The sequence below is a fragment of the Neobacillus dielmonensis genome (genome assembly GCF_000612665.1).
Lineage (GTDB): Bacteria > Bacillota > Bacilli > Bacillales > Cytobacillaceae > Neobacillus > Neobacillus dielmonensis.
This window is the reverse complement of sequence record NZ_HG942065.1, coordinates 107,959-119,946: the sequence shown is the minus strand read 5'-3', so window position 1 is coordinate 119,946 and position 11,988 is coordinate 107,959. Positions and strand designations below refer to the sequence as shown.

Genomic DNA, 11,988 nt, shown 5'->3' with positions numbered 1-11,988 from the left:
AGGGTGCCATACCCTGTCTTTTATTTGCCTAAAAATGATTTTAACATCCAATTGTGTTTTTCTAGTTTGCCAATCAAATCAATAAACATATCACTTGTAACTTCATCGTTGTTTGTTTCCGCCATTGCAATGCCTCCTTTTAACTCCACAATCAATAAAGAAAAGTCATTGATAATAGCTTGTACCATTTCTTCTGCCGTTAAGGCTTCAGTAGTTTCCTTTACAGATGCTATTTCTAGAAACTCCTTTAAAGTTGAAACAGGTTTTCCATTGATACTTAACAGCTGCTCAGCCAATTCGTCTACCACTGACGCTGCTTCTTCGTACAATTCTTCAAATTTAGCGTGCAAAGTGAAGAACTGAGGACCTTTTACATACCAATGAAACTGATGTAATTTTGCATATAATACACTCCAATTGGCAATTTGCTGATTTAATACTTGTTCTATTGTCATATCATTGTGCCTCCAAATTTTTTGTATAGTACTATTATAACATATATTAGGTGAAAGTAAATATTAAATAATAATAATTATAAATAAGGAATTGGAGGCCCTGTTACAATATTTAATCCATAAAAAGGAGAAACTATGGGTAACTTATAAATATCAATCCAAAAAGAAAGACAGAAGCTAGCGAGAAGGGGGATGTGTTATGAAGCTAACTCATAAAGAGCGGATTGAGTTACATGGATTTAATAATCTAACGAAGTCATTAAGCTTTAATATGTATGATATTTGTTTCACCCGTACCAAAGAAGAGCGGGAAGCCTATTTAAACTATATCGATGAACAATATAGTGCAGAAAGATTAACGCAAATTTTAAAAGATGTTGCCGATATCATTGGTGCACATGTATTAAATATTGCCAGCCAAGACTTTGAGCCTGCCGGTGCAAGTGTGACCTTGTTGGTATCTGAAGCACCCGTAGAGCATGCTCCATCCGAGTATTTCGAGGAGTCACCAGGACCAGTGGTGGAAAATGTTGTTTTGCAATTGGATAAAAGTCATGTCACTGTCCATACATACCCGGAATATCACCCTGATGAAGGAATTAGTACTTTCAGAGCAGATATTGATGTTTCAACCTGTGGGGAAATCTCTCCGCTAAAGGCCCTGAATCACCTTATTCGTTCCTTTGAGACGGATGTGATGATTATTGATTATCGCGTCCGGGGCTTTACACGAAATAAAGATGGCTATAAGTTATTTATCGACCATGATATTAGCTCCATTCAAAACTACATTCCGGAGGATATCGCTGAACAGTTTGACATGATTGATGTAAACGTCTATCAAGAGCATATCTTTCATACCAAATGCAAGCTGAGAGAATTTGATTTAAATAATTACTTATTTGGTTATACAAAAGACAAACTCACACCTGACGAGCATATCGAAATTACCGAGCGGATTAAATTAGAAATGGATGAAATCTTTTACGGGAAAAATATCGTGGAGTAAGCAGAAAAAAGAAGCCAGCGCATTCGGCTGACTTCTTTTTTACATCCGCTTCTTTACTATAAGGCGCTGCTAATTGGCTGTTGATTTCCGCTCCAATCTACAGAGTTTAAAAAATCAACATTATTGTTTAACAGAGCCTACTATAAAGGAAAGAATAAATAGTATCGCAAGTGTCACGACACTAACCGTGGAACCAATTAGATTGGTAGGACTGAACAAAAAGCCAATAAATATAATAGATAACCCCACTACAGCTAGAATGGTTGTAAAGGGAAACCATTTTACTAGAAATTTTGGCTTGACTTTATAAGTGGACCTAAGCTTCAATTGGGCGAGACAGATAAAAATCCAAACCACCATTACCGTAAAACCTGGAATGGACATCAGATAACTGAATACCTGACTCGGTGTAACATAGGCAAAATAAATCCCGACGAGGATGCAAAGGCTCGTAATAGCGATTCCAGCAAGAGGAATCCCTTTTTTCGATATCTTTGCCAAGCTTTTCGCTGCTGTACCGCTTTGAGCCATTGAAAACAAGGTTCTTGATGTGGCATAGATCCCGGAATTTGCAGCAGAAAGTACTGCGGTTAATAAGACAAAGTTCATGATATGGGCAGCACCCGGCAATCCAGCTGCGCTAAATACCTGTACGAATGGGCTATCTTCGCCGGTAACTTGATTCCAAGGCATCATCCCACAAATAATTAAAATCGGCAAGATGTAAAATATAATCACCCGTAAAATAACACCTTTGACAATCTTGGGCATTACCCGGTCACTATCTTGAGTTTCGGTGACAGCCACCCCGATTAATTCCGCTCCTCCATAAGAAAACATAACCACCAAAAAGGCATTGAATGTTCCGCTAAGTCCATTAGGGAAAAATCCTCCATGGGTTGTGTAGTTTTTGAAAGGTTCTTGAACAGTACTTGGAATAATCCCTAGCAACAGCAAAATTCCTAGCAGAATAAAAACGATTAAAGCAAAAATTTTAACTCCTGCAAACCAAAATTCAAGTTCACCATAAGCTTTTACTTGAAATAAATTAATCCCAACAATAATGGCTGCACAAATGAGACTAAGCAACCAGAGAGGCGCCTGCGGAAACCAGAATTGAAGAAAGCTTCCGGCGGCTAATAGTTCAACCACGGTAACGAGGATCCAGTTAATCCAATACAGCCATCCGGTAATAAACGAGATACGAAAACCAAACGCTTTATGAATAAGATGCTGGACATTGTGATTAGGATTGGCAATCGCCATTTCTCCTAAGGCAGCCATGACAATAAACAGCAAAAGGCCGCCAATTAGATAGGTAACCACTACGCTTGGACCTGCTATATGCAATGTATCTGAACTGCCTTTAAATATGCCTGTTCCAATCATCCCAGCTAAAGCGATAAACTGAACGTGTCTTGGCAAAAGTCCTTTGTTTAAATCTTGTTGTTTCTTCTCCATGATGCTCCCTTTTTCTTTTTTACTTAAACGCTTTTACGCATTAAAAATTTTTATTCTACTATAACATATTCATTATCTTTGTCAATTTCACATCGCAAGAATCGAAGTCACATATTTAAAAAAGCTCTGTTAAAAGATACTGTTGATTTTTTTAAACTCTGTGGATTTGAGCGGAAGACGCTCGACTCCTCGGAAATCCTCAATTAAGCTATCAAATTTTCTTCGTGCGTGGGCAGATTCGATGGATGAATTTCAGTGTCCTGCGGGAGTAGGGGGCTGGGGAGACCCCGCAGGCGCTTCAATGCCGAGAAGGCTCCCCGGCACATCGACTGGAGCGGAAATCAACAGCCAAATTTAGCAGAGCCTTCAAAAAAGAAAATAGCACACGCAACCATCGTGTGCTATTTTACTATCTCATATTCAAGTTTTTTTCATTATTAAGATGACATCTTCACTTTTTTTTGTGTAGTTGTCCATTTTCCGCGGCTTGGGCTTATGACCAAGTCATTATAGGCTAAAACATTCAAATCTCGTTGTATGGTGCGAGGAGTGATACCAAATTCCTCTACAAGTTCCTGAGTCGTCACCGTGCCATGATCACGGATAAACATGTAGATACATTTGATGCGGTTTAACATCCGGTTAGTTGAAGGTTTCAAAGAACCACTCCCTATCCTAATTTCAAACCTATGGCTTAATCCCTCTACCGACAGCCTCTTTGAAGAAGAATCTTCAAGTGTATGTAATTTTCTTTTCCGCGCAGACAGCTCCTTTAAATAATGTTGAAGGAGGTACTCTGATGTCATACATCTAACCTTATTGTACCCACAATTTCTGAAAATTTCCACCACTAAGCATAAATTTACATAATATACACAAATTTATTAGGTATATAATCTAACCTCCCTTTTTCTTTTCTTACTATAGGTTATGGGCAAAGGGCTTAAATATATGATAAGTTTTTTGAATTTTTAGTTTTTTGGTTAAAATTGACCAGGCCTGCGACAAAAGATTGATTCATGTTTTGCAATAGTGCTATTGTTAAAATATAATAAAATTTTTCAAAGGGGATATGAGCATGGCATATGCAATCTTAAATGGGAAAATGCTAGATCGTGCCGAGGCAAAGGTGGATATGGAAGACCGCGGCTACCAATTTGGTGACGGGGTATATGAGGTTATCCGTGTTTATAACGGAAAATTGTTTACGCTTGACGAGCATTTAGAACGTTTGGAAAGAAGTTTGACGAACATAAGTATTAAGCCACCCTTTACGAATCAAGAATTAACTGAAATGCTATATCAGCTTGTTGAAAAGAATAACCTAGAAACCGGCATAGTTTATATGCAAATTACAAGGGGGGTGGCTCCGCGTAATCATGCGTTCCCTTCTGGAGGTGTGACTCCCTGCTTAACTGCCTATACAAAAGAACTGGCAAGACCGCTTGCTCAATTAAAATCTGGTGTAAAGACGATCCTAACCGAGGATATCCGCTGGCTGCGTTGTGACATCAAGAGTCTTAACTTATTAGCAAATGTCTTGGCAAAACAAAAAGCGGCGGACAATAACTGCTACGAGGCAATCCAGCATCGCGGGCATGAGGTGACCGAAGGCAGCTCTTCCAATGTTTTCATCATCAAGAATGGGGTGGTCATAACTCATCCTTCTGACCAATTAATTTTAAAGGGCATAACCAAGGATGTCATTTTAAAACAATGTGAAAGTCTGCAAATACCAGTCGAGGAACGGGTATTTTCTCTCGATGAACTGTCCGGTGCCGATGAAGTATTTCTGTCTAGCACAACCAGTGAAGTGATGCCTATTATCGAAATCGCTGGCAACTCCGTTAAAGATGGGAATCCAGGTCCTGTCACCAGAAAACTGCAGGAAGCGTTTGAACAAGAAATTGTTGAACAATGCGGCGAATTAAAACAATCCATATAGTGCAGAAACAAGGCTGTCCCGTTCGAGACAGCCTTTTGTTTATAATACAAGAATGTACATCTGATTTTCGAAAATATTGTTCTGTTTCACAAGGTAGTTCTGCAGCATTGACATAGCACGAAGAAAAACCGATAGTTTTTTCAAGGCCCTAGTACCTAGCTTCGTTTTGCTCTTTTCTCATTATTGGAATAAATCGCTAGAAAGATATCTTTCCCCTGTATCACAGGCAATACAGACAACCACGTCATCAGGAGTTAATCGTTTGGCCACTTCTATTGCTGCAAAGCAAGCTCCACCTGAGGAAGGACCAACGAGGATTCCTTCCTCCTTTGCCAATCTCCGAGTGATATTATAGGCATCCTCGTCAGCAATCTGGTGAATTTCATCGTACACATGGGTGTTTAGAATATCCGGAATAAAACCAGGGCTTGTCCCGACCAGCTTGTGCGGACCAGGATTACCTCCTGATAGTACCGGAGATCCTTTAGGCTCCACTACATGAACTGACAAATTTTTATAATGTTCTTTTAATGTTTCCCCTGTACCTGTGATTGTACCACCTGTTCCGGCAGTTGCGACAAATGCGGCAAGTGGTTTGCCGATTTCCTTCATCGCTTTAATAATTTCAACAGCAGTCGTGTGCCTATGCGCATCAGGGTTTGCTTTATTCTCGAATTGCATCGGGATGAAGCTATCAGGAATCTCTTTGGCAAGTTCCTGCGCTTTCCGTATTGCTCCAGGCATTTTTTCATCGCCAGGGGTCAAGACAACCTTTGCACCGTATGCTTCCATAATGCGAATCCGTTCTTGGGTCATGGTATCTGGCATGACAATAATCGCTTTATATCCTCTTGCGGCAGCATTCATGCAAAGGCCAATTCCAGTGTTGCCGCTGGTCGGTTCAATTATGGTTCCTCCTGGTTTGAGGTGGCCGGCTTTTTCCGCCTCAACAATCATATTAAAGGCAGCCCGGTCTTTTACACTTTTACTTGGGTTAAAATATTCAAGCTTCAAATAAATAGAGGCTCCGTTTTCAGGAGCGAGACGATTTAATTTTACCAGTGGTGTTTCCCCAATTAATTCTGCAATATTATTAACGACTTTCATAAGGGATCCTCCATTCCTTGCTTATCAATTTTTACTTCCTTGTTAATCATAAAGAATTATAGGGCATTTGTAAAAAAATATCGGATATTCTTGTCCAGTAATTAGATACAATTGGGAAAAAATAGACTAAAATTGAGTGAAAGAGAGGTCAATAATATGGAACCAATGGCACATTATTTCTATGCTGTTAAAATTCCCGATGAAACAAAGACTGTTATGAAGGAACATATGGAAAGGTTAAAGCGGTCATTACCATTTAGCCGCTGGGTACATCACCAAGACATCCATATTACCTTAGCCTTTTTAGGATATGCCGAACAGGAGCAATTAGTCGCGGCACATAAAAATGTAGAAATAGCATTAAGGGATGAAAAAGCATTCCCATTAAAAATAAATAAACTAGGGGTCTTTGGAAAATCGGATCGTCCCCGTGTGTTTTGGGCTGATGCAGAATACAGTCCGGAGCTCCATCAACTTCGCAAAAAGGTCTTTTCTGCTTGTGAACAGGCAGATTTTAATTTGGAAACTAGACCGTACCGCCCCCATATAACACTTGCTAGAAAATGGCAAGGGGAGGAGCCGTGCCACTTAAACTTGTTGGATATTTGGCATCAGTTGCAGCCGGAGCCATTGCCTTTTCTAGCAAAAGAAGCTGTGTTATATCGGACAAATCTTCAAGAAACTCCTAAATATCAAGTGATTCATTCGTATCCATTGCAAACATAAAAGACGGAGATACAGGTATGAAACCTATTTATTTTATTATCAATCCTAAAGCAAAAAACGGAAAATGTTTTTCTGTATGGCAAAAAATCGAAGTTAGACTTAAGTTAGAGGGAATCTCTTACATGGCGTTCTTTACCGAATATCCTGGACATGCTAAAACTTTGGCTGGTCTCGTGGCCGCTGCACCTGACGGGATTGAAAAAGTTGTGGTAGCAGTCGGCGGGGATGGGACGATCCATGAGGTCGTGAATGGAATTGTGAACTTTAAGCATATTATCCTCGGCTTTATTCCAGGCGGTTCGGGAAATGACTTTTCACGTGGGTTTCAAATACCTAAAGAACCGGAAGATGCCCTAAGAGTACTCCTCAGGCTTATAAAGGGCAAACCTGCGCTTATTGACCATGGGAAAATCACTATGCCCGACCATACTGAACACTCCTTTATTAACAATATGGGGGCAGGTTTTGATGCTTTAATTGCGTATGAAGCCAATCATTCCAAGATAAAGGCTTGGTTAAATAAGCTGTCCCTGGGACGCTTGGTGTACGTTTATTTTCTTATAAGGGAATTATTCACCTATAAAACTTCACAAATCCACTTATTTATTGATGGAAAAGAGCATAAATTTGAATCAACATGGTTTGTAACAGTTTCCAACCAAGCTTTTTATGGTGGTGGAATGAAGATTGCACCGTTAGCTGAGCCGGATGACGGTCTCCTTGATATAACGGTTGCACATAAATTGACAAGATGGAAATTGCTGCTTGTCTTTATCAGCGTCTTTTGGGGAAAGCATGTTCATTTTAAAGAAGTAAAAACTTTTCGGGGCAAACAGATTACAATTCAAAGCAATGTCGCCTTATTTGTACACGGTGATGGAGAGCATATAGGGTACACGCCGTTAACAATAGAAATTGAGCAGAAGGGATTACAAGTATTGACGCGTAGAAAGAAAAACGCGGAAATTACCATGATTAAGGAGGAAGCGAATGATAGCTGCTGAGAGGAGTTTCTTAGCATATTTGGATGAAATGAACATCATAACGATTCTCCTCCCGAGGACCATCCAGGAAAGAATTTCATCCTCTTTTTATATTACGGATGGTCCAATGTTTCATTCACTAATAGTGAAGGAGCAGCTGCTGATTGAAGACTATCACAAGTTTGTTTGTGAGTTTTCAGGGGAAATTTACTTTGGCCGTTCCTATTGGATTGTTGACGAATATGGGCGAAAGACTGATTTGCAAATGGGTGCGGTTATACGAACAGAAGCCTTTGACCAAAAATTTTATTATCCTGGTAACGATTTGGGAGCGGTTTACCATCCAGAAGAAACTTGCTTCAAGGTGTGGGCACCAACCGCTTCCCAAGTAAAGTTAAAACTACGCCCGCCTGATAGCGTTTACTCAGAAATTATTAAAATGAAACGGGGAGAATTTGGGGTTTGGTCGGTCAGTGTTAAAGGAGATTATGAACTATATCAATATAGCTTCCTTGTCCAAATCAATCAAGAATGGCGGGATGCAGTGGACCCTTATGTCAAGGCTGTTACAGTAAATGGAGAGTCGGGTGTCATTGTTGACCTTGCCAAAACTGATCGCCCCAAACTTCCTTTGCCTTCACTCAAAAACCCGGTTGATGCTGTCATTTATGAAACGCATATCCGCGATTTTACCATCCACCAAGACAGCGGAGTGCAAAATAAAGGTTTGTATTTGGGAGCTGCAGAACGGAATACAATAGGAAGGGATGGCCGTCCAACTGGATTATCCTATGTGAAGGATATGGGAATCACTCATTTGCAATTATTGCCGTTTCATGATTTCGCCGGGGTGGACGAAACAGCATGGCAGAAACAATATAATTGGGGATATAACCCACTCCATTTTAATGCACCAGAGGGCAGTTATTCGACGGACCCAACTAACCCCTACTCAAGAATACGAGAGCTCAAACAAATGATTGATCAGATTCATCAGTCAGGCTTAAGAGTAATTATGGATGTAGTTTATAATCACGTGTTTATCCGAGAGGAATCTCCATTTGAAAAGATCGTTCCTGGTTACTACTTCCGCCACGATGAACAGGGATTGCCCTCCAATGGCACTGGCGTAGGAAATGATATTGCCTCGGAAAGGCGGATGGTAAGGAAGTTTATTGTGGATTCGATCCGCTTTTGGATGGAGGAATATCACATTGATGGGTTTCGTTTTGATTTGATGGGCATTTTAGATGTAGAAACGCTGAACCAAATAAGAGCCGTATGCGATTCGATTTCTAACGATGTGATAATCATCGGCGAGGGATGGGAGCTTGATACTCCATTGCCACAGGACCAAAAAGCTACCATCGCTAATCAGGACAAATTAGCCTCCATTGCCCACTTTAATGATAAATTTAGAGATTTGATTAAAGGCAATACATTTGAATTGTCCGCCAAGGGATATGCGCTGGGTAACGGTCAAAGCAGGGATGGTGCGTTGGAAGTGCTCACCGGCAGTATCGGTTTTACAGGAAAAGGCAATAGGGTATTTAATTGCCCAAGTCAATCAGTTAATTATGTTGAATGTCATGATAACCACACACTGTGGGATAAGCTCCTGGCTTGTTTTCCCAGCATGGAAGATAATATTCGTCAAAAGTATCATCGCTTGGCCACAGGGCTGGTGATTCTTGCCCAAGGTATTCCTTTTCTTCATAGCGGCCAGGAATTTTTTCGCACAAAATACGGTGAGGGAAATAGCTACTGTTCACCTGATCGGGTTAATCAGCTGGATTGGGACCGCAAAGCTAAGTTTATTTCCAATGTAGAATACGTGAAGGGGCTTATCCAAATTCGTAAAGCTTACTCATGTTTTCGGCTGCCCTCTGCAGATCGTATCCAAAAATTAATCACCGATTTATCTATGCCTGATCCATTACTTGGACTATTGTATAGTGAAAAAGAAGCTGAAGTGATTTTATTAGTCAATCCACAATCAAAAAAACAAGAGGTCTCCGTTCCAGCTGGTGATTGGCTAGTTTTGGCTGACCCTGTTTCTGCAGGGTTGACACCCAAAAGGACTGTTTCAGGGGGAGAGATGGTAATCGAACCTATATCACTTAACATTTTTCTAAAAAAATAGTTGTTCAAGGTTACTTGACGAAAATTGGCTGTTGGAGATAAAATTTATAGTGATGGCTATTGTAGAATGCTTTCAATAGCTTTTTTTTTATTGTAAAAATAATCATGACTTGTTTACGATTGAATACAATTGGGGCTACCACTCCCATAGAACGGCATAAGTTGAAGGTGACAGTTTTGGAACATATATTAGGACAAGAATGGGAAATCACCCCTGCTGGAGGCGCAACAGGTGAAGCCTTTTATGCAAAGAATGAAGATCAAAGGCTGTTTTTAAAGCGGAACTCTTCTCCGTTTCTTGCCGTCCTGTCGGCAGAGGGAATTGTACCGAAGCTTGTTTGGACAAAACGATTGGAAAACGGAGATGTTATAACCGCACAGCAATGGCTTGAAGGCAGGGAACTGAAGCCTTCTGAGATGGACCATGAACTTGTGGCGAAGCTGCTTAAGAAAATCCACCGTTCAGAGCCGATGCTTGGGATGCTGAGCCGGTTGGAGAAAACACCAATTAATCCTGAGGATTATTTCCGGACAGTGATGAAAAATATTGACGGTGATGTCCGCGGCTTGCCGGTGGTGGAACAGGCGATCAGGTTTTTAATAAAAGAGGCGGAAAATGTCGATAGTGACGAAAAAGTGGTATGCCATGGAGATTTAAATCATAACAACTGGCTGCTTGATGAAAACAACCAGTTGTATTTAATTGATTGGGATGGGGCATCCATTGCCGATCCCGCCATGGATTTAGGAATGCTCCTTTATTGGTATATCCCTAAAGAAAATTGGGAAGATTGGCTGCAGGTATACGGACAAGAGATAAATGAACATCTAAAATTAAGAATGAAATGGTACGTGACACTTCAAACGATTTCATCCATCCAATGGTACAAAGATAAACATAGCCAGGAAGAGATGGACAAATGGATTTCTTTTCTGCTCGAAATTATGTCTCAAGAAAATTGATCAATCTCATTAACCCATTGAGACAAATTTGCTTGGTTTGCTTGGATATGCTGATCTAGATCGGCGGTCTGTGCTCCTTGCTGGCTGTAGTTGTACACTTCCTGTAAGATCGATTTTACGTTTTGATCGATTTGTGTATTGACCATAAGCGACTTCACCAGCCGCTCAAGCTGCTCACATTCTGCAACGGAGCCGCAGCAGTCGGTCTGATGATTGGATAATATATCTGTGAGTAGGTTCACTTGGTCATTATGACTTAATGGCATAACAGCACGCCCTTTCAAGTGGGATTAAAAAGGAATTCACAGTTAGGTTGTGAATTCTTTTTTTATTTATACATGTGATTATCATTGTGGACTTGCACAAAAAGAGGCGGACATGATATGTTTTTAGAACGAGAAGTATAATATTAGGAGTGCTATAAATGCGACTGAGACATAAACCTTGGGCAAAGGATAAAATAGAGCAACATCCGCAGTACATTGTACCAAATCCAGAAGACTATAAAGGCAGGTGGCATGAGGCGTTTGAAAAAGCCCAGCCGCTTCATATAGAGGTAGGTACTGGAAAAGGCAATTTCATTACGGAAATGGCCAAAGCTCACCCAGATACCAATTATATCGGAATTGAGTTGTACAATAGTGTCATTGTGGCAGCTTTGGACAGATTAATTGAGGCTGACCTGCCAAATCTTAAACTGCTAAATGTAAATGCAGCAGACTTGGGGAAATATTTTGCCAAGAACGATGTGGCACGGGTCTATTTGAACTTTTCTGATCCTTGGCCAAAAGTGCGGCACGAAAAGAGAAGATTAACCTATCGGGATTTTTTAAAGCTATATGAGGATATCCTGGTTGATGGTGGAGAGATCCATTTTAAGACGGATAATCAGGGGCTATTTGAGTATTCACTGATGAGTTTTTCGCAATATGGATTATTGCTAAAATTTATTAGCCTTGATCTGCATAACAGTGACTTTGAAGGCAATATCATGACTGAGTATGAGCAAAAGTTCTCTGAACAAGGAAATCGTATTTACCGCTGTGAAGTAAAATACCAAAATGATTTGGATTAGGACAGTCTACTTGACTGTCCTCAGGCTGTCGAAAAACCCTTCGGCAGCCTCTTATTACATCTAATTACTTTAACAGTTCACCGCGTTAATATGGTATAATATCATTAACAATAGATTATTAA

12 protein-coding genes are annotated in these 11,988 nt (G+C 40.3%); 7 read left to right on the top strand and 5 right to left on the bottom strand.

The annotated features are described in order from the left end of the window. Window positions 1-20 precede the first annotated feature (20 nt). On the bottom strand, window positions 21-455 hold the full coding sequence (locus BN2425_RS12495; RefSeq protein WP_042459817.1) for a Dps family protein: 435 nt from the start codon (window positions 453-455) through the stop codon (window positions 21-23). A gap of 199 nt (window positions 456-654) precedes the next feature. Here BN2425_RS12495 and speD point away from each other — a divergent pair, with 199 nt between their 5' ends. Continuing rightward, on the top strand, window positions 655-1,464 hold the full coding sequence (speD, locus tag BN2425_RS12490; RefSeq protein WP_042459814.1) for an adenosylmethionine decarboxylase: 810 nt from the start codon (window positions 655-657) through the stop codon (window positions 1,462-1,464). A gap of 120 nt (window positions 1,465-1,584) precedes the next feature. Here speD and BN2425_RS12485 read toward each other — a convergent pair whose 3' ends face one another. Together BN2425_RS12485 and BN2425_RS12480 are read right to left on the bottom strand one after the other, a co-directional pair. Continuing rightward, entirely contained in the window at window positions 1,585-2,925 is a 1,341-nt protein-coding gene (locus tag BN2425_RS12485; RefSeq protein WP_042459811.1) for an amino acid permease, read from the bottom strand. Between the two features lie 437 nt (window positions 2,926-3,362). Next, window positions 3,363-3,584: a DeoR family transcriptional regulator gene (locus BN2425_RS12480; RefSeq protein WP_042459807.1), complete on the bottom strand. Its 222-nt coding sequence runs from the start codon at window positions 3,582-3,584 to the stop codon at window positions 3,363-3,365. Window positions 3,585-4,003: 419 nt separating this feature from the next. On the opposite strand from BN2425_RS12480, the gene dat reads away from it, so the two are divergent. Beyond that, window positions 4,004-4,870, top strand: coding sequence for a D-amino-acid transaminase (gene dat / locus BN2425_RS12475; RefSeq protein ID WP_042459804.1), 867 nt, complete (start codon window positions 4,004-4,006; stop codon window positions 4,868-4,870). 180 nt (window positions 4,871-5,050) lie between these two features. On the opposite strand, the gene cysK is transcribed toward dat, so the two are convergent. Continuing rightward, a complete protein-coding gene (gene cysK / locus BN2425_RS12470; protein ID WP_042459801.1) occupies window positions 5,051-5,977 on the bottom strand; it encodes a cysteine synthase A in 927 nt (308 codons plus the stop codon). Between the two features lie 156 nt (window positions 5,978-6,133). On the opposite strand from cysK, the gene thpR reads away from it, so the two are divergent. The 4 genes from thpR (at window position 6,134) to BN2425_RS12450 (ending at window position 10,791) form a co-directional block, all read left to right on the top strand. Next, window positions 6,134-6,703 (top strand): RNA 2',3'-cyclic phosphodiesterase, encoded by a 570-nt coding sequence (thpR, locus tag BN2425_RS12465; protein ID WP_042459799.1) that lies wholly within the window; start codon window positions 6,134-6,136, stop codon window positions 6,701-6,703. Between the two features lie 17 nt (window positions 6,704-6,720). After that, window positions 6,721-7,707 (top strand): diacylglycerol/lipid kinase family protein, encoded by a 987-nt coding sequence (locus tag BN2425_RS12460; protein WP_042459797.1) that lies wholly within the window; start codon window positions 6,721-6,723, stop codon window positions 7,705-7,707. Then, window positions 7,694-9,829 carry a type I pullulanase gene (pulA, locus tag BN2425_RS12455; protein WP_042459795.1) on the top strand — a complete coding sequence of 712 codons (2,136 nt, stop codon included), beginning with the start codon at window positions 7,694-7,696 and terminating at the stop codon, window positions 9,827-9,829. The genes BN2425_RS12460 and pulA overlap by 14 nt, the downstream gene beginning before the upstream one ends. Window positions 9,830-10,005: 176 nt before the next feature. Continuing rightward, window positions 10,006-10,791, top strand: a complete 786-nt coding sequence (locus tag BN2425_RS12450; RefSeq protein WP_042459793.1) for a phosphotransferase family protein — start codon at window positions 10,006-10,008, stop codon at window positions 10,789-10,791. Here BN2425_RS12450 and BN2425_RS12445 read toward each other — a convergent pair. Then, window positions 10,779-11,057: a YtzH-like family protein gene (locus BN2425_RS12445; protein ID WP_042459791.1), complete on the bottom strand. Its 279-nt coding sequence runs from the start codon at window positions 11,055-11,057 to the stop codon at window positions 10,779-10,781. The genes BN2425_RS12450 and BN2425_RS12445 overlap by 13 nt on opposite strands. Window positions 11,058-11,215: 158 nt before the next feature. On the opposite strand from BN2425_RS12445, the gene trmB reads away from it, so the two are divergent. Then, on the top strand, window positions 11,216-11,866 hold the full coding sequence (gene trmB / locus BN2425_RS12440) for a tRNA (guanosine(46)-N7)-methyltransferase TrmB (RefSeq protein ID WP_042459789.1): 651 nt from the start codon (window positions 11,216-11,218) through the stop codon (window positions 11,864-11,866). Window positions 11,867-11,988 lie beyond the last annotated feature (122 nt).